This is a genomic window from Methylocapsa polymorpha (assembly GCF_045689225.1).
GTDB lineage: Bacteria > Pseudomonadota > Alphaproteobacteria > Rhizobiales > Beijerinckiaceae > Methylocapsa > Methylocapsa polymorpha.
Genome location: NZ_CP136862.1, coordinates 3,413,405 through 3,435,935 on the forward strand (window position 1 = coordinate 3,413,405; position 22,531 = coordinate 3,435,935).

14 protein-coding genes and 1 pseudogene are annotated in these 22,531 nt (G+C 62.9%); 10 read left to right on the forward strand and 5 right to left on the reverse strand.

Features of this window, described 5'->3' with window-relative positions; translation table 11 throughout:
* Positions 1-147 precede the first annotated feature (147 nt).
* Positions 148-3,839, reverse strand: a pseudogene (locus RZS28_RS15755) (vitamin B12-dependent ribonucleotide reductase).
* A gap of 186 nt (positions 3,840-4,025) precedes the next feature.
* On the opposite strand from RZS28_RS15755, the gene RZS28_RS15760 reads away from it, so the two are divergent.
* The 7 genes from RZS28_RS15760 (at position 4,026) to RZS28_RS15790 (ending at position 13,418) form a co-directional block, all read left to right on the forward strand.
* The gene (locus tag RZS28_RS15760; RefSeq protein ID WP_407338685.1) at positions 4,026-4,796 is read left to right on the forward strand and encodes a DUF429 domain-containing protein; all 771 of its coding nucleotides are present in this window, start codon (positions 4,026-4,028) and stop codon (positions 4,794-4,796) included.
* A gap of 165 nt (positions 4,797-4,961) precedes the next feature.
* On the forward strand, positions 4,962-5,378 hold the full coding sequence (locus RZS28_RS15765) for an NADH:ubiquinone oxidoreductase subunit NDUFA12 (protein WP_407338686.1): 417 nt from the start codon (positions 4,962-4,964) through the stop codon (positions 5,376-5,378).
* A 195-nt stretch (positions 5,379-5,573) separates the two neighbouring features.
* Positions 5,574-6,218: a DUF2155 domain-containing protein gene (locus RZS28_RS15770; RefSeq protein WP_407338687.1), complete on the forward strand. Its 645-nt coding sequence runs from the start codon at positions 5,574-5,576 to the stop codon at positions 6,216-6,218.
* Positions 6,219-6,718: 500 nt separating this feature from the next.
* Positions 6,719-8,041, forward strand: a complete 1,323-nt coding sequence (locus RZS28_RS15775) for a Do family serine endopeptidase (RefSeq protein ID WP_407338688.1) — start codon at positions 6,719-6,721, stop codon at positions 8,039-8,041.
* A gap of 128 nt (positions 8,042-8,169) precedes the next feature.
* Positions 8,170-8,853 (forward strand): winged helix-turn-helix domain-containing protein, encoded by a 684-nt coding sequence (locus RZS28_RS15780; protein ID WP_407341144.1) that lies wholly within the window; start codon positions 8,170-8,172, stop codon positions 8,851-8,853.
* On the forward strand, positions 8,840-10,429 hold the full coding sequence (locus RZS28_RS15785) for a sensor histidine kinase (protein WP_407341145.1): 1,590 nt from the start codon (positions 8,840-8,842) through the stop codon (positions 10,427-10,429). The genes RZS28_RS15780 and RZS28_RS15785 overlap by 14 nt, the downstream gene beginning before the upstream one ends.
* A 169-nt stretch (positions 10,430-10,598) precedes the next feature.
* On the forward strand, positions 10,599-13,418 hold the full coding sequence (locus RZS28_RS15790) for a bifunctional [glutamine synthetase] adenylyltransferase/[glutamine synthetase]-adenylyl-L-tyrosine phosphorylase (RefSeq protein WP_407338689.1): 2,820 nt from the start codon (positions 10,599-10,601) through the stop codon (positions 13,416-13,418).
* Between the two features lie 32 nt (positions 13,419-13,450).
* On the opposite strand, the gene RZS28_RS15795 is transcribed toward RZS28_RS15790, so the two are convergent.
* From RZS28_RS15795 to pepN, 3 genes are all read right to left on the reverse strand, one after another.
* Positions 13,451-15,832 carry an ATP-binding protein gene (locus tag RZS28_RS15795; protein ID WP_407338690.1) on the reverse strand — a complete coding sequence of 794 codons (2,382 nt, stop codon included), beginning with the start codon at positions 15,830-15,832 and terminating at the stop codon, positions 13,451-13,453.
* Positions 15,833-16,106: 274 nt separating this feature from the next.
* The gene (locus RZS28_RS15800; protein ID WP_407338691.1) at positions 16,107-16,781 is read right to left on the reverse strand and encodes an O-methyltransferase; all 675 of its coding nucleotides are present in this window, start codon (positions 16,779-16,781) and stop codon (positions 16,107-16,109) included.
* Positions 16,782-16,882: 101 nt separating this feature from the next.
* Positions 16,883-19,555, reverse strand: a complete 2,673-nt coding sequence (pepN, locus tag RZS28_RS15805; RefSeq protein ID WP_407338692.1) for an aminopeptidase N — start codon at positions 19,553-19,555, stop codon at positions 16,883-16,885.
* A gap of 243 nt (positions 19,556-19,798) precedes the next feature.
* On the opposite strand from pepN, the gene RZS28_RS15810 reads away from it, so the two are divergent.
* The 3 genes from RZS28_RS15810 (at position 19,799) to RZS28_RS15820 (ending at position 21,838) form a co-directional block, all read left to right on the forward strand.
* Entirely contained in the window at positions 19,799-20,350 is a 552-nt protein-coding gene (locus RZS28_RS15810; protein ID WP_407338693.1) for an SRPBCC family protein, read from the forward strand.
* A 5-nt stretch (positions 20,351-20,355) separates the two neighbouring features.
* Positions 20,356-21,333: a YncE family protein gene (locus RZS28_RS15815; protein ID WP_407341146.1), complete on the forward strand. Its 978-nt coding sequence runs from the start codon at positions 20,356-20,358 to the stop codon at positions 21,331-21,333.
* A gap of 103 nt (positions 21,334-21,436) precedes the next feature.
* Positions 21,437-21,838, forward strand: a complete 402-nt coding sequence (locus tag RZS28_RS15820; RefSeq protein WP_407338694.1) for a ParB/Srx family N-terminal domain-containing protein — start codon at positions 21,437-21,439, stop codon at positions 21,836-21,838.
* Positions 21,839-22,148: 310 nt separating this feature from the next.
* On the opposite strand, the gene RZS28_RS15825 is transcribed toward RZS28_RS15820, so the two are convergent.
* Positions 22,149-22,394 (reverse strand): hypothetical protein, encoded by a 246-nt coding sequence (locus RZS28_RS15825; protein WP_407338695.1) that lies wholly within the window; start codon positions 22,392-22,394, stop codon positions 22,149-22,151.
* Between the last annotated feature and the right edge of the window lie 137 nt (positions 22,395-22,531).

A 22,531-nucleotide genomic window follows, 5' to 3' on the forward strand; every position in this document is an offset into this window, starting at 1 on the left:
CACATGGTTATGAATCTGAATGTTGCCTCGATAATGATTGTCGCAACTGTCAATCTCCATGACCACAGTTTGTCGTGGACTATGGCGTTGGCCTAACCAATGTCCCTGCATTGCTGACGATCCTTTGGCCCGCTGTCGAAGGTCGCTTCACGAACACCCTGTAGTCGCCCCACAGGTATCGCACTTGAGGCAAGTCCCATTGCGGATCAGCGTAAAATTCCCGCATTCGCCGCAGGCTTCTCCGGTGTAGCCTTTCATCCGCGCCTGGCTGCGTTTCTCGGCTATGGCCGAGCGTTCGGCGGGCGTGGCCCAATCGAGCTGGCCTAGCTCGGCCTCGACCTCCATTTCGAGATCGTTCTTCAAGGCCGTGGCGGCTTGCGCGGAGGCCTGCGTGGAAGCCTGCGCGCCGCCTTGGACCAGCATCAGCTTATCGGCCTTGGAGCGCACGAAGCCGCGCGAGACGAACTTGGACGGTCCTGTCGGCGCGCCGCCTTGCGGCGGACGGCTCTGGGCCTCGCCTTTGCCGAGCACGTCATGGCCGATGTCGCTCGGGTCAATATGGGCGAGATCATTGCGGCCGAGATAGGAGATCGCAAGCTCGCGGAAAATATAGTCGAGGATTGAGGTCGCGTTCTTGATCGCGTCATTGCCCTGCACCAATCCCGCCGGCTCGAAGCGGGTGAAGGTGAAGGCGTCGACATATTCCTCGAGCGGCACGCCATATTGCAGCCCGACCGAAATCGCGATGGCGAAATTATTCATCAGCGAGCGGAAGGCCGCGCCCTCCTTGTGCATGTCGATGAAGATCTCGCCGAGGCGTCCATCGACATATTCGCCAGTGCGCAAATAGACCTTGTGGCCGCCGACCACGGCCTTTTGCGTATAGCCCTTGCGCCGGTCAGGCAGGCGCTCGCGCTCCCGCGTGCGCTCGATCCGCTCGACGATGCGCTCCACGATCTTTTCGGCGACGGCGGCGGCTCGCGCCGGCGCGTTGGAGGCGACGAGCGCTTCAACTGCTTCGTCCGCTTCCTCATCATCGTCCTGGATCAGCTGGCTTTGCAAGGGCTGCGACAGTTTCGAGCCGTCGCGATAGAGCGCATTGGCCTTGAGGCCGAGCCGCCAGGAAAGCATATAGGCTGCTTTGCAATCCTCGATCGAGGCCTCGTTCGGCATGTTGATCGTCTTCGAGATCGCGCCGGAGATGAAGGGCTGCGCCGCCGCCATCATCCTGATGTGGCTATCAACCGAGAGATAGCGCTTGCCGGTGCGCCCGCAGGGGCTCGCGCAATCAAAGACCGCTTCATGCTCTTGCTTGAGATAGGGCGCGCCTTCGAGCGTCATCGCGCCGCAGACATGGATATTGGCGGCGTCGATTTCGGCGCGGGTGAAGCCCAAGAAGCTCAGCAGGTCGAAGCTCTGATCCTCGAGCTTCTCGGCCGGGACTTTGAGCGCATTGCTGAGAAAATCCGCGCCGAGCGTCCATTTGTTGAAGACGAATTTTATGTCGAAAGCGGTTTCGAGCTTGCCCTCCAATTCGGCGAGCTTTTCCTGCGTGAAGCCCTTGGCGATCAGGCTTGCATGATTGATGAAAGGCGCCTGCCGCAGCGAGGCGCAGCCGACCGCATAGGTGATCATCTCCCCGATCTCGGCTTCGGAATAGCCGAGCGCGCGGAGCGCTTCGGGGACGGCGCGATTGATGATCTTGAAATAGCCGCCGCCGGCGAGCTTCTTGAACTTGACGAGGGCGAAATCCGGCTCGATTCCGGTCGTGTCGCAATCCATGACGAGGCCGGTCGTGCCCGTCGGCGCGACGACGCTGACTTGCGCATTGCGATAGCCATGGCGCTCGCCCTCCGCGACGGCGCGCTCCCAGGCCGCGCGCGCGCGTTCGCCGAGCGCCTCGAAAGCGGAACCGCGTGCAGGGACGCGTGATCGAGCGGGACAGGCGCGATCGACAGGGCCTCATAGCCGAAGGCCTCGCCCCGCGCCGCGCGACGATGGTTGCGCATGACGCGCAGCATTGCGGCGGCGTTGTCCTTGTAGCCGTCGAAGGCGCCGAGCTCGGCGGCCATTTCGGCAGAGGTCGCATAGGCGACGCCGGTCAGGATGGCGGAGAACGCGCCGCAGATCGCGCGGCCGGCGTCGCTGTCATAGGCGATGCCCGACGACATCAAGAGCCCGCCGACATTGGCGTAGCCGAGGCCGAGCGTGCGATAGTCGTAGGACAGGCGCGCGATCTCCTTCGCCGGAAATTGCGCCATCAAGACCGAGATTTCGAGCACGATCGTCCACAGCCGCACCGCATGCTCATAGGACTCGATGTCGATCGCGCCTGTTGTAGGATCGCGGAACTGGAGCAGATTGAGCGAGGCGAGATTGCACGCCGTATCGTCCAGGAACATATATTCGGAGCAGGGGTTAGACGCGACGATCGGCCCGGCCGCGGGGCAGGTGTGCCAGTCGTTGATCGTCGTGTGATATTGCAGGCCGGGGTCGGCCGAGGCCCAGGCCGCATGCGCGATCTTCTCCCAGAGGTCGCGCGCCTTCATCGCCTTATGAACCTTGCCGTCGAGGCGCTGGGTCAAGGTCCAATCGCCATCGTCTTCGACCGCGCGCAGAAAGCCGTCGGCGACGCGCACCGTATTGTTGGAGTTCTGGCCAGAGACGGTGAGATAGGCCTCGGAATCCCAATCGGTCGTGAAGGTTTCGAACTCGATGTCGGTATGGCCCTGGCGCGCGAGCTGGATGATCTTCTTGATCGTGGCGTCGGGGACGAAGGCGCGTCGGGCGAGCTTGATCTCCTTTTTCAGAGCGGGGTTCTTCTCCGGGTTGAAGCAATCATCGCCCGGCCCATCGCAATTGACGCAGGCGCGGAGAATGGCCTTCATCGCCTTCTTGACGATCTTGGAGCCGGTGACGAGGGCCGCGACCTTCTGCTCCTCCTTCACCTTCCATTCGATGAAGTCTTCAATGTCCGGATGGTCGGCGTCGACGATCACCATCTTGGCCGCGCGGCGCGTGGTGCCGCCGGATTTTATGGCGCCCGCCGCGCGGTCGCCGATCTTCAGGAAGGACATAAGGCCGGAGGATTTGCCGCCGCCGGAAAGTTTCTCGTTCTCGCCGCGCAGCTTCGAGAAATTGGAGCCCGTGCCCGAGCCATATTTGAAGAGCCGCGCCTCGCGCACCCAAAGGTCCATGATCCCGCCGTCGTTGACGAGATCGTCGGCGACGGATTGGATGAAGCAGGCGTGCGGCTGCGGATGTTCATAGGCGGTCTTCGACTTCACGAGCTTTTTGGTCTCGTGGTCGACATAATAATGGCCCTGGCTCGGGCCATCGATCCCATAGGCCCAGTGCAGTCCGGTGTTGAACCATTGCGGCGAATTGGGCGCGGCGATCTGGCGCGCCAGCATGTAGCGCAATTCGTCGAAGAAGGCCTGGGCGTCAGCCTCCGAGTCGAAATATTTGCCTTTCCAGCCCCAGTAGGTCCAGGCGCCGGCGAGACGGTCGAAGACCTGTTTCGCCGAGGTCTCGCCCTTTTCGCGCTCGGCTTTCGGCAGGCTCGCGAGCGCGGCCTCATCTGGCGCGCCGCGCCAGAGAAAAGAGGGGACGGCATTTTCCTCGATCCGCGTCAGCCGGGCAGGGACGCCGGCCTTGCGGAAATATTTTTGGGCGAGAATATCGGCCGCGACCTGGCTCCAGGCGGCCGGAACCTCCACCCCTTCGAGGGAGAAGACGATCGAGCCGTCGGGATTGCGGATCTCGCTTTTCGCCATGCGAAATTCGATCTCGGCATAGGGAGATTGATTGGGTTTGGTGTAGCGCCGCTCGATCCGCATTGGTCATGTCCCTTGAGAATTTACGCGACTCGGCTTGGGCGCCTGATCGCTATTCGGGGCTGGCACATTGACTCTTTATGGACGCCCTCGGTATCGCCAAAATTAAGATAGGGGCTTTGCCAGAGACGTTGTCCACATCATAATCTAGCCTGTTGATAACCGTTGCAATCTATATATAGTGGCTCAATGGTTAATAATCCAGAAATCACAGCCAAGGGGCGAGAGCCGCCGACTGTCGGCGCCGACGGCTGCAAAGGCGGCTGGATCGCGGTCTCCTTCGTCGCCGGCGACATTGGCAGGGCGCAGACCAAAATTTTTGCAGATTTCAAAGAGCTAATCGGCGCCTTCGCGCCGGATGCGATCATCGGCGTCGATATGCCGATTGGTCTGCCGGAGCAGTCGGGCCGAGGCGGGCGCGCGGCGGACCGGGCCGCCAGGACGTTCCTCGGTCCGCGCGGAGTTACGGTCTTTCCAGTTCCGTCCAGAGCGGCTGTCGAAGCTTTTGACGATGGAGCTCCTGACAAAGGTTACGCACAGGCTTGTAAGCTGGAGAAGGAGAACTCGGAACCGTCCAAGTCCTTTTCCAAACAGGTATTTTGGATTTTTCCCCGCATTCAACAGATCGATAGGCTGCTCCGGGCTGATGCGGAGCTGCAGAACCGCGTTTTTGAGGTTCATCCGGAGGTCTCCTTCGCCGTGATGAACAATGGCGAGGCGCTGAGCGACGGCAAAAAATCCAAGGAAGGCAGGGAGCTCCGCAGGGAGCTTTTGGCGAAACAGGGCTTCGCCATGGATTTTCTCGAGGAGAAGCCGCCGCGCGGGGCGGCGTGGGACGATTTTTACGACGCTTGCGCTTGCGCCTGGAGCGCAAGGCGCATTTCCGCCGAAGAACATCGCGTATTTCCGGCAATGCCTGGCGTCGACGCCGAAGGGCTGCCCGTGGCGATCTGGGCGTGAGGCTCAGACAGGCGCATGGTTGCTATTTCTCGCCGCAAATGCCAGACGAGATGCGTTATGCGCCAAGGCCCGATGCGCCGGTCGGCTGGCGGGGCAGGCGGCGCTTGCCGGAGGCCGAAAGGCGCTAAGGGTTTGGGCCCTCCGGACGGTTGGGAATTGGATCGAATGCGCATCAGACCCCTGAAATGGATCTTTTGGATTTTCACCTGGTGGAACAGCCAGACGCTCAACACCTGGGTCTATACAAGGCTTTACGGCAAGTTCGTCGGCAAGGACCAATTCGGCAATCGCTATTATCGCGGGCGGAAGATCGATCCGGCGCTCGGCTTCGAGCGGCGCTGGGTCATCTATCGCGGCGAGAGCGACGGCTCGCTGACGCCGCCCGGCTGGTACGGCTGGCTCCATCACACGGTCGATGTTCCTCCCACGGAAGAGACCTATACGCCCCGCGCCTGGGAATTGCCGCATCTGCCGAATCTGACCGGCACGCCGGAAGCTTGGCGGCCGCCGGGCTCGACGCTACGCGCCAATGCGCGGCCTCGGGCGACCGGCGATTACGACGCCTGGACGCCTGAAGGCTAAGCCTCGACGCGCGGCGTGGGCTCATCTCAGTCACATCCGCGAGGTCGGCGCCTCTGCGTGAGTCAAGGCCCCATTCCGGCCGGACTTTCATGTTCGTCTTTGGACGCGCCAGGCGCTGGCAGGCGGAGCCGCGACGCGGCTTTCGTGGTTTCGAGGCTTAGAGTGGCGGCTGAACGTCCCAAACTGGAATTTGCAATGCGAGCCTTTCTGGGGCGGCTGATTTCTCTTTCCGGCCTTGTCGCGCTCTCGACCCTGCTCGCCGCGAATGCTGCATGGGCCGACAAGATCAAGCATCCGATCGCGGTGTTTTCCGGCTTGGACAAGATCACCGGACGAATCATTGTTTTCGAGGTGGCGACCGACGAAACCGTGCAATTCGGTTCGCTGCAGATCACGGAGCGCGTCTGCTACACGCGGCCCTCCACCGAGACGCCGCAAACGACGACCTTCATCGAGGTGGACGAGGTCGACGCCGCCAATGAATATAAACGGATATTTTCTGGCTGGATGTTCGCCGCAAGTCCCGGCCTGCACGGAATCGAGCATCCCGTCTACGATATTTGGCTGACCGGCTGCAAAGGCGGCGGCGAAGTCGTCGCGGCGCCGGAAACGACAGAGGCGCAGCCTCCGCCCCCGCCGGACGTTCCAAAAACCCCTCCCCAGAAGCCTGCGCAGCGGCAGCGCCGCGCGCCGCCGGTGGAGGATTTCGGCGCCGGCGCTCCAACTCCCGACCGAGCCCTCGCGCCGCCGCCGCAAAATGGCGGCCCGATCGAGGTCGGCCCGCCTCCGGGTCTTATTCCGCCTGCGCCTGTCGAGCGCGCGCCCCTGCCGCGCTTCTGAATCGGCTGTTTCCCTCAAGTCTCTGATCGAGTGTGATCTTATAGTGCAACCGGTCGCCCCTTTTGCTGGTTAAGACCGCGCGCTTTTTCGGCTTCGCGCCGCCAATTAGCACTCTGGCGCGGCGGCGAAGCGAAAGCTTATGGCGAACCTTACCGAAGTTTCATCCGGCCGAAATGGCGGAGTAAGTTGCGCTACCCCATCTTAATGTCGATCAGCGCGGCCCCGCCGTCGCAGTTCCCGCAGTTTCAGATTTTGCCATGGAGAATACAAGCAATGGGTAGTTCCTCGTTTGCTGGGCCCGAGCCGAAGGGCGCGCCCAATCCCGAGCCGGGCCGGCGGCATAATATCCGGGCGGCGCTCCTTGGCGCCGCGGCGACCGTCGCCCTGACCGCTGGTCTGATGAATGGTTTCGTTCTGCCCCCGCCGCTTTCGCCGCGACGGCGGCGCCCGACGCCGCCGCGACCGCCGCCCCTACCTCTTTCGCCGACGTGGTGGACCGCGTGCGCGGCGCTGTCGTCTCGGTCAAGGTGAAGATCACCGAGACGGGAGAGGCGGATGAAGAAACCGAAACTCCGCATGTCGCTCCCGGCGACCCGCTGGAGCGTTTCTTCAAACGATTTGGCGAAGAGGGCGGCGGCCTGCCTTTTGAGCAACATGGCAAGCCGCACTCGACGCAAGCGCAAGGCTCGGGTTTCATCATCTCGTCGGATGGTTATGTGGTGACGAACAATCACGTCGTCGATCATGCGACAGATGTGTCCTTGACCATGGACGACGGCAAGATCGTGCCGGCGACGGTCGTCGGCGTGGACAAGAAGACCGACCTCGCTCTCTTGAAGATCAAGGACAGCGGAACTTATCCGCATGTCGATTTCTCCTCCGCGACGCCCCGCGTCGGGGAATGGGTGATCGCGGTCGGCAATCCTTTCGGCCTCGGCGGAACCGTGACGGCGGGCATTGTCTCGGCGCGCGGGCGCGACATCGGCGCCGGACCGTATGACGACTTCCTGCAGATTGACGCGCCGGTTAACCGGGGCAATTCCGGCGGTCCGACCTTCAACGGCCAGGGCCAGGTGGTTGGCGTCAATACCGCGATCTTTTCGCCTTCGGGCGGAAGCGTCGGCATCGGTTTCGCCATTCCGGCCGACACTGTGCAAAACGTCGTCGCTTCTCTGAAGAACAAGGGCTTGGTCGACCGGGGCTGGATCGGCGTGAAGATTCAGCCGGTTACTCCCGAAATCGCCGATAGTCTCGGCCTCAAGTCGAGCAAGGGCGCTCTCGTCGCCGAAGCTCAGTCCGACTCGCCGGCGACGGCGGCGGGCATCGCGTCAGGCGACGTGATCCTCGGCATTGACGGCGAGCGGATCGACGGTCCGCGCGATCTGGCGCGCAAGGTGGCGGCGCTCGGCCCGGGCAAGAAGGCGGATCTGGCCTATTGGCACAATGGCGCGGAAAAGACGGTCTCGGTGAAGCTCGGCTCCTTGCCTGAAGATAAGGAAGCTCGCGCGAACCCGGCCGTCGGTCAAGACAACAGCGCCTTCGTCGGTCTCGGCCTCAAGCTCGCCCCGGCTTCTTCCGTGCAGGGAGCAGGCAGCGAAGGCGTGGTGGTCGCCGATATCGATCCCGACGGCGCAGCCGCGCAGAAGGGCTTGCGCGTCGGCGATGTCATTCTCGAAGCCGGCGGCCATGCCGTGAACCGGCCCGCCGAAGTCAAGTCGATTCTGGCCGAGGCCAAGAAAGACGGCCGCAAAGCCGTGCTGCTTCGGGTCAAGAACGGCGAAGGCACGCGTTTCGTCGCGATCGCGACCAACCCAGCTTCCTGAGCCTCTCGCCCCGAGGCTTTGCGGGTCGGCGTCGGGCTCCCCCCGGTCGGCGCCGGCTCCAGGATGCGACAGGCCGGGAGGCTAACTCCCGGCCTGCTGCTTTTTATGAGATTTGCTATATGTCATACATGCGCATCCTCATTGTCGAAGATGATTCCGAAGCGGCCAATTACATGGTCAAGGCGTTCCGCGAGGCGGGGCACGTCGCCGATCATGTCGACGATGGGCTCGAGGGCTACGCCCGCGCGCGGGACGAAACCTATGATGTGCTCATCGTCGACCGCATGCTGCCGAAGCTCGACGGGCTCTCGCTGATCGGCGGCTTGCGGGCGCAGAAAATCGAGACGCCGGCGCTGATCTTGTCGGCGCTGGGGCAGGTCGACGATCGCGTCAAGGGACTGCGCGCCGGCGGCGACGATTATCTCTCCAAGCCTTACGCTTTTTCGGAGCTTCTCGCGCGCGTCGAGGTTCTAGCCAGGCGCAAGCAGCCGGGTCTGGGAGAAGAGACGGTCTACCGCGTCAACGGGCTCGAGCTCGACCGCCTCGCCCACAAGCTCACGCGCGACGGCAAGGAGATCCTGCTGCAGCCGCGTGAATTCCGCCTGCTCGAATATTTGATGAAACATGCGGGCCAAGTCGTCACGCGGACGATGCTTCTCGAAAATGTCTGGGATTATCATTTCGATCCGCAAACCAATGTCATCGACGTCCATATTTCGCGGCTGAGGGGCAAGATAGACAAGGGCTTCGACCCGCCGCTTCTGCAGACGATACGCGGCGCGGGATATATGATTCGTGATGGCTCTCGATAAGCTCTTTCGCACCACCGTTTTCAAGATATCGCTCGCCTATCTGGTGATTTCCGCGATCGGCGCCGGAATTGTTCTTGGCAGCATAGGCGAAAATATAAGAACCCTGCTCGACGAGCAGATCGCGCAGACGGTCGACGCCGACATAGCCGGGCTTTCCGAGCAATATGCCCAAGGCGGAATCCGCCGCCTCATCGACAGCATCGAAAAGCGCGCGCGCCGGCCGGGCGCCGGCCTCTATCTCGTGACGACATTCGCGGGGGAGCCCATCGCCGGCAACATCATCGGCCTGCCGCCGGACCTTCTCAACCATCCGGGCCTCGTCGAGACGGTCTACCAGGCTTCGGGCGGCGGCCCTGAAAAGCGGCGGGCGCTCGCCCGCATCTTCGCCTTGCCGGGCGGGTTCCGTCTCCTCGTCGGGCAAGATCTCGAGGAGGGCGAAAGCTTGCGCCATATTCTTGGCGGCGCGCTTCTGACATCGCTTTTTTGGCTCGTCATCATCGGGACGCTCGGGGGGCTTTGGGTGGCGCGCCGGGTTCTCAATCGCGTCGACGCGATCAACGCCAAGGCCAGACGGATCGTCGCCGGCGATCTCACCGGCCGCTTGCCGCTCGCCGGAACAGGCGATGAGCTTGATCGTCTCGTGCAAAACTTCAATGCGATGCTCGATAGAATCGCCGAGCTCATGGCGGGCCTGAAGGAGGTTTCCGATAATATCGCGCATGATCTCAAGACGCCGCTGACGCGCCTGCGCAGCCGGGCGGAGCAGGCGCTGCGCTTTGCGAAGAGCCCGGAGGATTATCGCGGCGCGCTCGAAAAGGTGCTCGAAGAATCCGACCGTCTGATTCAGATCTTCGACGCGCTCTTGATGATCGCGCGGGCGGAGGCCGGGTCGGGGCGCGAGGGCATGAGCGATTTTGATGCGGCCTCTGTCGCGCGCGACATCGGCGAACTTTATGAGCCGGTGGCGGAAGAGGGCGGCGTCGCGCTCAGGATTTCCGTCGAGCCGGATTTGATTTTGCACGGCAGCCGTGAGCTTGTCAGCCAGGCTGTCGCCAATCTGGTCGACAACGCCCTGAAATATGGCGGCCAGGAAAACGCCGACGGCTCTGCGGACGCGTTGGCGCAAGAGCCGAATGCTGGGCTTCCTGCGCTTGCGGCAAAAACCGTGGATCTGGCGGCGCGGCGGCGCGGGGATCGGGTCGAGATCAGCGTCGCCGATCGAGGGCCGGGCATTCCCGCGCAGGATCGCGCCCGCGTGCTCGACCGTTTCGTCCGGCTGGAGAATTCGCGCTCGCGTCCTGGCTCCGGCCTCGGCCTTTCGCTCGCCGCGGCTGTCGCCAGGCTGCACAACGGCCATCTGCAAATCGAGGACAACGCGCCTGGTCTTCGCGTCGTCCTTTCGTTTCCTGCTCGGCCTGTGTCGCGCGCGCCGATGCTGTTGCCCCCGCCGGAGCGTGCGCCTGGCGCCCAGGAAGCCGATCGCCGGCTCGAATTGTCGCAAAGCCGGAACGTCGAGAGCCTTCCACATCAAAGTCATGACGACAGCGTTCCGCCACAGCCGGATGCCGCGACGTGAGCGTGGATCGGCGCCCGGAAGAGGGCGCGGGCCGGGACCGAGATCTCGGCGCCGCTGACGCAGGCTTGCCGCTCTGGCGACGGTTGCGCGCCGCCCCTCAGCTTGCCGATGCGCCCCGCGCGCAAGCCCGTCTCGCCGAGCTTCTCGGCGCCCCCGCGCGGCGGAAGGCTTGCGCGGCCTCGCATCCGACGCCCCCGTGCGCGCTCTCCTTGCGGCGCTCGCCGACCATTCTCCCTTCTTGTGGCGGCTTGCGAGCGTCGATCCGTCACGCCTCGCCCTTTGTCTCGAAGCGCCGCCCGACGTTTGTCTGGAGACATGCCTTGCGGCGCTCGACAAGGCTTGCGATGCGGCTCCGGACGAAGCCGCGATCATGCGCGCGCTGCGACGCGCGAAACAGGAGACAGCTCTTCTCATCGCTCTCGCCGATCTCGGCGGCGTCTTCGACGTGGTCGCGGCGACGCAGGCTCTATCGCGCGCCGCCGATGCTTTCATTGCGGCGGGCTTGCGCTTTTTGCTACGCGAGGCGCATGACGCGGGGGCATTGCAGCTTCCCGATCTTGCAAAGCCTGAGATCGGGTGCGGCCTCGTCATCCTGGGCCTCGGCAAGCTCGGCGCTTGTGAGCTCAACTATTCGAGCGACGTTGATCTCGTCGTGCTCTTCGATCCAGATTGCGCCGCAATCACGGGAACGGTCGCGCCCGCCACGCTTTTCGTGCGCATCACGAAAAAGCTTGTCCGGCTGCTGCAGGAGCGGACCGGCGACAGCTATGTCCTGCGGGTCGATTTGCGGCTGCGCCCCGACCCCGGTTCGACGGCGGTCGCGGTCGCCCTTCCGGGGGCCTGCTCCTATTACGAGATCGTCGGTCAGAACTGGGAGCGCGCGGCCTTCATCAAAGCGCGTCCCGCGGCTGGCGACATGACGCTCGGCGCGACATTTCTCGCGACCCTCGCTCCCTTCGTCTGGCGCAAATATCTCGACTACGCCGCGATCGCCGACATTCACGCGATGAAGCGGCAGATTCACGCCGTCCGAGGCCATGCCGAGATAAAAGTCGCCGGTCATGACGTGAAGCTCGGCCGCGGCGGCATTCGCGAGATCGAGTTTTTCGTCCAGACCCAGCAATTGATCTTCGGCGGCAAGAGGCCAAGCCTTCGCGGTCGCCGCACCCTCGACATGCTGGACGAGCTGGGGCGGGACGGCTGGGTGACGCGCGAGGCCGTGACCGATCTGCGCGCGGCCTATGTGTTTTTGCGCGAGATCGAGCATCGCCTGCAGATGCAGGACGATGAACAGACGCAGCGCCTGCCGCAAGATGCGGAGGCCCTGCGGCGGTTCGCGAGCTTTTGCGGCTATGCGCGGGAAGAGCGATTTCACGATGAGCTCACGCGCTGCCTGGGCCGCGTGTCGCATCATTACGCGCTTCTGTTCGAGAACGCGCCCGGATTGGACGCCTCGGACGGCAGCCTGGTCTTCACCGGGGCGGGCGACGATCCCGAAACGCTTCACACCTTGGCTCGGCTTGGCTTCAAGAAAGCGTCCTTGGCGGCGGAGACGGTGCGCGGCTGGCATTTCGGGCATCGTCCCGCGGTGCAATCGCCGCGCGCAAGGGAGGTGCTCACCGAACTTGTGCCGGGGTTGATCCAGGCGTTCGGCCGCTCCGGCGACCCGGACACGGCGCTCGCCGGTTTCGACTCCGCGCTCATGCGCATGCCTGCGGCGATCGAGCTCTTCTCGATGCTGAAGTCCAATTCCCGCATGCGCCAATTATTCGCCGATATTCTGGGCGGCGCGCCGCGTCTTGCGCGCATGGCGATCAGCCACCCGCATCTGCTCGACGCGACGATCAACCCGAATATTCTTGACGCGCCGGTCGATGAGACCGGGTTTTGGAAACGCGCCGAGCCTCTTCTGCAAAGCAATTTCGGGACGGAGGAGTTCCTCGACGCCGTGCGCGATTTCGCGCAGGAGGAGCTTTTCCTGATCGGCCTGCGGCTCTTTTCAGGATCGGTCGAACCCATAGACGCCGGACGGATCTATTCGGCGCTTGCCGCCAGCGTCGTTCAAACCTGCCTCGCCAATGTCGAACGCGTTTTTGCGCAGGAGCATGGCCGGCCGCCGTGCGGTTGTTGCGTCGTCCTGGCGCTTGGCAAGCTCGGTTCGCGCGAGATGACCGCGGCGTCCGACCTCGATCTCATCTTGATCTATGATTTCGATAACGAACGTCCAGAGTCGGACGGCCCGCGGCCGCTTCACGCCGTGCAATATTATACGCGCATCGCGCAGCGTCTCATCTCAGCCTTGACGGTGGCGACAAAGCGGGGCCGGCTCTATGAGGTCGACATGCGGCTGCGTCCTTCCGGACGCAAAGGGCCCGTCGCGACGCAGCTCGACCGGTTCATCGAATATCAGACCAAGGAAGCGGAAACCTGGGAGCATATGGCTCTGACGCGTGCGCGCGTGATCGCCGGAGACGCGGCGCTTGGCGCCAGAACCAGCGAGGCGGTCAGGTCCACGCTGATGCGCCCGCGCGGGGAGAGCCTGCCGCGCGAGGTCTATGAAATGCGAAGCCTCATTGCGAGCGTGAAAGGCGACCAGGGCCCCTGGGATCTGAAGCGCGCCGCTGGGGGTCTCATGGATATAGAATTTCTGGCGCAATATCTTTTGCTGCGCCATGCCTGCGCCGCCCCCGAGCTCATTTCCGTTTCGACCTACGACGTGATCGAGACCGCGGGTAGACTTGGCCTTCTCGAAGCCGGAGATGCGCTTGCCCTGGCGAGCGCGCATCGCCTTTTGACCAATGTGACGCAAATGCTGCGCCTGACTTTGGATGAGGGCTCGGATCCACTCCAGGCGAGCGAAGCCGTCAAGCGGCGCCTCGCCGCGATAGCGCATCTGCCGAGCCTGGGCGTTCTCGAAAGCGATCTTCATGAAACGCGCGCGAAGGTGCGGGCTATTTTCAATCGGGTTTTGGGCCGGTCGGGCGACTGAGGGCTCTGCGCGTCCGCTTAAGGCGGTCTGCTCTATCCCCGACCTGCGGCGCGCATCTTCAGTGGCGGTGCGGGCCGCCGCGTTGCGGCCGCCGCGAGGAGCAACTTTTGCTTCGGCGCGTCGCGCGAGCCTGGAATATGAACGAGGACGATCGTGCCAGCGCCGACCGACGAGCGGATGCGCATCGAGCCGCCATGCAGATCGACGAGCGATCGGGCGATCGCCAAGCCTAGCCCGGAGCCCTTCATCCCATTGTCGAGGGAGCCTTGCAATTGCTCGAACGGCCGGCCGAGCCGGGCCAAGGGCGCGGCGGGAATGCCTATGCCGTTATCTTCCACGTAAATGTTCAAGGCCCCCTGGATGATGCGCGTGCGCACGCTGATCCGGCCGTGATTTTGCGTGAACTTGACCGCGTTGCGCAAAAGGATCGTCAAGATTTTCTCGAGCGCGGCGCGATCGGCGTGGATTCGCTTGTCCGGCAAGGTTTCGGCGACGACCGTGATTTCCTTTTCTTTGGCGATGGCGTCGATCGCGGCGACCGCGCCGCCAACCGCGCCGTCGATCTCGAAATCGGTCTTTTGCAATCGCACCCGGCCGGCTTCGAGGCGCGACATGTCGAGAATGTCCGAGATCACGCCGAGAAGGCGCTGGCCGCTTTGGCTTATATCGCTGCAGTAATCGATATATTTCGGCGATCCCAGGGCGCCGAACGTCTGCTGCAGCATCAAATCCGAAAAGCCGATGATGGCGTTGAGCGGCGTTCGAAGCTCATGGCTCATATTGGCGAGAAATTCCGATTTGGCCCGGTTGGCGGTCTCGGCCTCGGCTTTCTGCTCCAAGTATTTCTCGGCGAGATCGGCGAGCTGCTGCGCTTGCATTTCCAGGGTTTGGCGGGATTTGCGCAAGTCCGCGACGGTCGCCATCAGGCGGCGCTCGCTATCCATCAATTGTTCTTCGTGGCGTTTCAGCGCGGTGATGTCGGTCCCCACCGAAACATAGCCGCCGTCCTTGGTGCGGCGCTCGTTGATTTGCAGCCAGCGGCCGTCGCCGAGGCGGGCTTCATAGGTGCGCGCGCCGGCCAGCGGCCGCTCGCCGAGCGCGATCTCGGCCTGAATCTGAGGCGGCGTCCCTTCCGCCATGACTCGCGCATAGGGAGTTCCGGCGCGGACCGCTTCGCTCGTCAGATTATGGAATTTTTGGAACTTGGAATTGCACATGACGAGCTGATTGTCGGCGTCCCAAAGAACGAAGGCTTCCGACACTGTCTCGATCGCGTCGCGCAGGCGCATGTCGGCCGTGGCGGTGCGCTCGGCGAGCGCCTTTTGCTCAGTAATGTCGACGGCGATCCCGACGAGATGGAGCGCTTCGCCTGGCCGATCGCGCACGACCTCGGCTCGCGCGCGCAGCCAGATCCATTCGCCCTTGACGTTCTGCATCCGGAACGCGTGATCGACCGAGTCGGCCTGCGAAGCGGTCAGCATCTCGGCAATCGTCGCGAGGTCGTCGTCTTGAGGATGGACCAGCGCATTGATGTCGCCAAAGGAGAGGAACTGTCCGATCGGCGTCATGCCGAGGATCTCATACATCGAGTCGGACCAGTAGATCCGCCCGCGCGCGAGATCCCAGTCCCAGAGGCCGCAGCGGCCCCGGCTGAGCGCGGTGTCGATGCGGTCGCGCACCCTTTCGCAAATTCGATCGGCCTCGCGCGCGCGGGACGCCTGCCAGAAATAGGCGAGCGCCAAGGCGACGAGCACGAGAACCGTGCAGAACAAAAGCACGGCGATGCGAAAGGCGTTGGCGCGCCATTCGGCCAGAACCGCGGATATGGGATGGACGATGGCGATTTGGCCGAAGGGCGCCTCCAGCGTGCGAACCGTCGCCAAGGCTTCCGAGCCGTCGGCCAGGCTGATGCGCAGCACGCCGGCCTTTTCGGCGAAGATGGTCAAGGGCTGCGAGGGCCCGAGATAATCGGTGAGGGAGCCGCTGAATCCGCGCGCCGCCGGATAGGCCGCGATGACGTCCCCGGCGAGATCGCTGACGAGGATCTGCTGGCCCCGCGCCAGGACGCGCGCCGGAACCGCTTGCGCAAGCTGGGTTTCCGCGGCCGCGCCAGTCGATCCTTTCAGCGCTGCGCCAACTTCGTCGGCGACGACGGCTCCGACCAGTTCAAGATCTGAAAATGCGTCCGATATGGCGCGATCATAGGCGTCGCGGGTCATCGTCGCCGTGATCGCGGCGAGCGTCCCGATAAAGAGGGCGACCATGGCGGGAACGCCGCGCCGCACCCAAATTTCCAGCCTGGCTAAACGGAGAAACGCGAGTTGCGTCGTCGTCGTTGCAAGGCCCTGCCGATCGGCAAGTCCATGCGTCGCCGCCGCTTGCGCAGCAGCATGCGCCGCGTTTGCACGCGCCATGTCAGGCCCCCTCGAAACTGACCGGAGCGATGTGCCGCATCTCTCCGAATCGAGACCATCTGAGTCTGACTTTGGCGTTTTGTCCAGAGTTTAATGAACCGTGAAGACAAAATGTGATCACGACAAAAACGTGAATTGCGTCGCCTCAATTGGCGGCGGCGTTCAAGCCGGTTCGCTGTGACGGATGCCCGAAGAGGTCCGTCACAGGGGGACAATCTGCTTTAAAATCAAAGACGGAACTATCCTGATCGGCTGGATAGCACCCAGGCATGCGCTACGCGTCGGCGGTGACGAGGGCGAGCGCAAAACCGTCATGGCCCTTGCTGCCCACGGTCTGAATTTCCGTGGCGCTGACGCGCGGCTCGGCGGCGAGCAGTTTGTTGAATTCGCGCACGCCCTGAACATCCGGACTGGCGTTGTTTGCGTCGATCACCGCGCCGTTGCGGATGACATTGTCGACGATGATGAGGCTGCCGCGCCGGGAGAGCTTGAGCGCGAACGTAAAGTAGGCCGGGATATTTTGCTTGTCGGCGTCGATGAAGATGAGGTCGAACGGCCCGAGCCCTTCGGCGATAATCTGCGGCAGCGTGTCGAGCGCTCGGCCGAGGCGCAGCTCGACAATGTCCGCGAGGCCGGCGCGCGCAATATTGGCGCGCGCGACTTCGGCATGTTTGGGGTCGGCTTCAAGCGTGATCAGGCGCCCGTCCGGCGGCAGCGCCCGCGCGAGCCAGATGGTGCTGTAGCCGCCGAGCGCGCCAAGTTCGAGGATCTTTTTCGACCCTTGGATGTGGGCGAGCAATTGCAAGAGTTTGCCCTGGTTCGGCGCCACCGCGATTTGCGGAAGGCCCGCGGCGTTGCTCGCGTCGAGCGCGGCGTCGAGCGCCGGATCGGCCGGGACCAGAAGATCCGTTATATATTTGTCAATATTGGTCCACAGCTGCTCGGTCATGGGCATATCCTGGAATTCAGCGCGACAAGCTAGGCGGTCTCGCCGGGCGAGAACGCGCCGAGGTCGGCGATCCTCTCCGGCGATAACCCTTCAAGATTCGTCTACGCGAGGGAGCGCTCGGCGATGTCTTTCACATCAGGGGAGAGCGTTCCAACGCCGGCGACCCGCCGCAAGGCCGCTTCGGCGAGGCCGCGCCGTTTGGCTTCGAGCGTCCGCCAGCTTTTGAAAGCCGAGAGAAGGCGCGCGGCGACCTGCGGATTTTTTCGATCGAGATCGACGACGATCCCGGTGATGAAATCATAGCCGCTTCCGTCGAGCGCGTTGAACTGGGTCTGGTTTCCGGCGGCGAAGGCGCCGATGAGCGCGCGCACGCGGTTCGGATTCGCGATCGAGAAAGCCCGATGAGCCATGAGCCTTCTCACGCGGTTCAGCGCGTCGGCTTCCGGGATCATCGCCTGCAGCGCGAACCATTTGTCGATGACGAGCGCATCGCCCTCATGGGCGCGGTAGAAAGCTTCGAGCGCGGCGTCGCGCTCCCTGCCGGGCGTATGGGCGAGGACGCCGAGAGCGGCGATCTCGTTGGTCATCGTATCGGCGCTCTCAAACTGACGCGCGGCGAGGCTCGCGCCCTCGACCGGATCGCCGGCGACGAAGAGATCAAGCGCGGCGTTGCGCAGAGCGCGGCGCCCGGCGGCGGCTGCGTCCGGCGAATAGGGGGCGTTCTCGGCAAGCCGCGCATAGGTTGCGAGGAGGATTTCCCGCAGATCTCGCCCGATCGCCTTGCGTAGCGCCTCGCGGGCGACATGGATCGCGTCCGGATCGACATCCTGGCCAATTTCGCGCGCGATATCGGCCTCGCTCGGCAGGGTGATCACCTGCGCCGCGAACGCCGGGTCGGCGTTGTCCTCAAGCACGCGGCGAAGCGCGCCGCTGAAGCTTTCGTCGCGGATAGAGACGCCGCCGGCGCGGACGAGTTCGACAGAGCGCAGAAGCAGGCGGCTCGCATAGGTCTGCGCTGCCTGCCAGCGGTTGAAACTGTCGCTGTCATGCGAAATGAGCGTGAGCAGATCGCTCTCGCTCGCCGCGTAATTGAGGCGCACAGGCGCGGAGAAGCCTCTGAGCAGGGAGGGGACCGGGCGGCTCGCCACATTGGTGAAGACGATCCGTCGCTGCGCCGTCGTGAGCTCTATGACGCCGCGCGAAAGCTCCGCGACGCTGGCGCCGTCGCTGTCCGACGCAGCGAGCTTCAGATCGCCATGACCCTCGGCGACGAGCCCGAGCGCGATGGGAATGACGAAAGGTTCTTTCACATCCTGACCGGGGGTCGGCTTGCAGGATTGCGAAAAATCCAGCGTGAAAGTCCTGGCCGCGGCGTCATAGGCGGCGGCGACCTCGACCAGCGGCGTTCCGGCTTGATTGTACCAGAGCGAGAATTGCGTCAGATCGCGCTGCGCCGTTTCCGCGAAACATGAGATGAAATCTTCGATCGTGGCGGCCGTCCCGTCATAGCGGTCGAAATAAAGATCCATGCCTTTGCGGAAGGCTTCGTCGCCGATGAGCACTTTCAGCAGGCGGATGATTTCGGCGCCTTTTTCGTAGATCGTCGCCGTGTAGAAATTATTGATCTCGAGATAGGCGTCCGGCCGCACATTATGGGCGAGCGGCCCGGCGTCCTCGGGAAATTGCTGCGCCCGCAAGGCGCGCACGTCGGCGATGCGATGGACCGGGCGCGAGCGCATGTCGGAGGAGAATTCATGGTCGCGGAAGACCGTCAATCCCTCCTTGAGGCAGAGCTGGAACCAGTCGCGGCAGGTGATTCTATTCCCGGTCCAATTGTGGAAATATTCATGCGCGATCACCGCCTCGATATGGGCGTAATCCGTATCGGTGGCGGTCGAAGGCGAAGCGAGCACATATTTGTCGTTGAAGATATTGAGCCCCTTGTTCTCCATCGCGCCCATGTTGAAATCGGACACGGCCACGATATTGAATATGTCGAGATCATATTCGCGTCCGAACGCCGTCTCGTCCCAGGCCATGGACCGTTTCAAGGCGTCCATCGCATAGGCGGCGAAAGCCTCCTTGCCATGTTCGACATGAATGCCGAGGGCGACCTTGCGCCCGGACCTTGTGGTAAATTCATCGTGAATGGAGCCGAGATCGCCGCCGACGAGCGCGAACAGATAGGAGGGTTTCGGAAACGGATCGCTCCAGAGCGCGAAATGGCGCGACGTTCCTTCAATCTTGCCCTCGGCGATCTTGTTTCCGTTCGAGAGCAGCAAAGGCGCTTCGGCGAGTTCCGCCTCCAGTCGCACCGTATAGACGCTCAAGACGTCGGGCCGATCGAGAAAATAAGTGATGCGGCGAAACCCTTCCGCCTCGCATTGGGTGCAATAGGCGGAGCCGGACCGGTAAAGGCCCATCAGGCGGGTATTGGCCGAGGGGTCTATTTCGGTTTCGATCTCCAGCGTGAAAGGGCGATCCGGCGGCGCGATTATGGTCAGCTGATCCGGCGTCAAGAGCGCCGTCGCCGGATCCAGACGTTGGAGATCAAGCTCCCGGCCATCAAGCGCGATCCGCTTCGCCACGAGCCCGTCGCCATCGAGAACCAGCGACGCGCCAGGCCGCCCTTTCGGATTCGGTCGGACGGCGAGGCGTGAGACGACTTTGGTCGCGGTTGCATGAAGCTTGACATCGAGATCGACCTTGTCGATCAGATAATCTGGAGCCCTGTAGTCTTTCAGGCGAACGGGCTCGGCGCTGTCGGTACGCATCAAAACCTCAATTGCAAGGCGACGAGGGCGGTTCCTCGCCGCAAGATTGTTGGCGCAGATCATAGGCGCTCAAGGGACGAGGCGCAAAGTCCGCCCCGAAGCCGGATCGCGGCCTCCAGCGCCTCGGCTTATATTGGGCTCCTTTCTCGAATTTTCGCTCGAATTTCATGAAAAGGCGAAAATTCCAGAGTGGAGCCGACGGTCGTCCCTCATGACCGTTGGCGTAAATAGGGAAGTGAAGGAATGGCTGGAAGAGCTGCGAAATATATTTGGATCGGCGTCGCCCTGATCGCATCGGTTCTGCCAAGCGCGCTATGGGCGCATGGACCGTCGCGCCAAAAGGTCACCGAGAAAATCGAGATCAACGCCCCCCCGGAGAAAGTGTGGGCGGCGATCAGCGATTTCCATGACCTGAGCTGGCTCCCCGGAGTCGCCAAGACGCAAGGCGCAGGCGGCAATGAACCGGATGTCGCCAAGCGCCAGATCGTTCTCGACAGCGGCGCAACGATCGACGAAAGCCTTTATAAATATGACGCCGCCGAAAAGAGCTATTCCTACCGCATCGACAATGTCGACGTGAAGGTTCTGCCGGTCAACAACTATTCCTCGACGATCATTGTGCTTCCGGCCGAGGGCGGCAACAGCGCCGTCGAATGGCGCGGCGCTTTCTATCGCGGCTATCCCAATAATGATCCGCCGCCGGAGCTGAACGACGAGGCGGCGTTGAAGGCGGTAACGACAATATACCGCGCGGGCCTGGAGAATTTGAAGAAAAAGGTCGAGGCCGGCAAGTGAGGCGATTGGCGAGGCGAGGCGGTTACGCGCGCCGCGCCGGCGTCATACTGGCGGGCGCTGGCGCGGCCTTGCTTCTCTGCGCGCTCGGGGTTTGCGCGGACGAAGCCTTCATCACCGAGCAGAGCGGCGATGAGGTCAGCGTCCTCGACCTCGCGACGAGCGCGGTCGTGGCGCGCATCAAGGTCGACGGCAAGCCGGCCGGCATCGCCATGGCGCGCGACGGCAAGACCGCCTTCGTCACGAGTCCGGAAGGCAAATATGTCTCGGTGATCGATGCGGCCGCGCGAAAAATCGTGCGGCGCATTCCAATGCCCGATACGCCGCTCGGGATCGCGGTCGATCCGGCGGGCGGCTTTATCTGCGTCGCCGGATTTTATCAGCCGCAGCTCTATAAGATCGATCCCGCGACAGGCGCCATCATCGCGACGGTCACGGTCGGCGCATCGCCGTCCGGCGTGGCCTTCACGCCGGACGGCAGGCTGATCGCGACGGCCGATCGCGACGACGATCAAATCTCGATTATCGACGCGGCGAGTTTCACCCGGCTCGGCGCCGTCAAGGTCGGCGCGCATCCGTTCGGCGTGACGATCGATCCGCAGGGCAAGCGCGCATATACCGCCAATGTCGAAGGCGACGACGTGTCGGTGGTGGATCTTGCCTCGCGCAAGCTCGTCGGAACGATCGCGGTCGGCAAGCGCCCTTACGCCGTCGCCTTGGCCAAGGGACGCGGCTTCACCACCGACCAATATGGCGGGACCGTATCGATCTTCGATCTCGACACGCTACGGCCCGTGCAGCGGATCTCGGTTGGCGACTATCCCGAAGGGATCGAGACCAGCGCCGACGGCAAGAGCGTCTATGTCGCCAACTGGTTCTCGAATGAAGTCTGGGCGATCAATGCCGAGACGCTCAAGGTGACGGCGAAAATGCCGGTTGGGGACGGACCCCGCGCCTTCGGGACTTTCCTGCGCGAGACGCATTGAGGGTTTCGTGGAAGGTTATTTCGCGAATTTGGTCTGCGTTGCGTCAACGGGACCTAAACCGTCGACTGTATATCGTAGGCTTTACTTGGGGTAAAATCCACGCATGCGATTTGCCTTTCCTCGACTGCCGGCCGAGTTCGAAATCCCCGATGACTGGTGGAAAGACGCCGGCATAACCGGTTTCAAGCCGTCAAGCCCGGCCTATCGATCGACGGCCGCCGTTACGCACACGATCCCTTTGCGGGACATCGAGCCGCCTTTCCGTTTCCCCGAATACCCGAAAGATTTTCGCGGCTTTGAGCGCGACCGGCTAATCCGCATCCTAAAGGGCTTCGTGGCTGACGATGAGATCGAGCCGGTTCCGATTCTCGTCTTGCCGTCACTGGCCGACATATCGACACCCCCGTTTAAATATCGGGTTTTGGACGGCGTGCATCGTTTTTACGCCTCGGTCGCGGCTGGGTTTGAGTATCTGCCGGTGGCCGCGAGTGAGTGTCTCGTGTAGTCGGCAGCCCCTTCTGAATCTCGCCATACCGAATTTGTGGCCCGGCAAGAAGTCGTCAGGCCACGCCCCGCACCGCTGGCTTGTGCACGTAAAACGCCTCGCACTCTTCTCTCTCTCAGTCCTGCCTCGACTTGACAGGCCCCGGGTTCGGCCGCCTGCGCAGCGTGGTGGCTTCTCTCTATCCCTACTGATTTTCTATCACGCGACCGAGGACGAGATCGTTATTCATGGGGTCCGCCACAGCGCCCGGCGTCCATCATCCATGACGGAGTGATGGGCGGGCCGCTCGCGCGAGCGGCCCGGAGCTGTCTTATTCCTCATCCTCTCTAGGAGGCAAAGGCTGAGGATTGATCGCAACCCGGCTACCCGTGGATGCGGACCGGTTGTCGATCGAGGCGCGCTGGCCGACAAAGACCGGCCGAGCAATGAGTGAATCGGAAACGCCAATCCCGGCTGCATTGGTCCCGTCGACGGTTCGCGCCGCGGCTTCAAACGCCGGTGCGGAAATCATGATCGTCGCGCCGATGGCGCAAAGCATAAATTTGGTGGCGTTCATATTTTTGATCCTCCGTGTGTCGGCGACATTCGCCTAAACCACGAAGAACAAGCTGCCATTCCGTCGCGGACGCCGATGTGCGCCGTCGTACATTTCCAACGGCGGCCGGACTCGCTCACGAATGTCTCTCGGTTTCA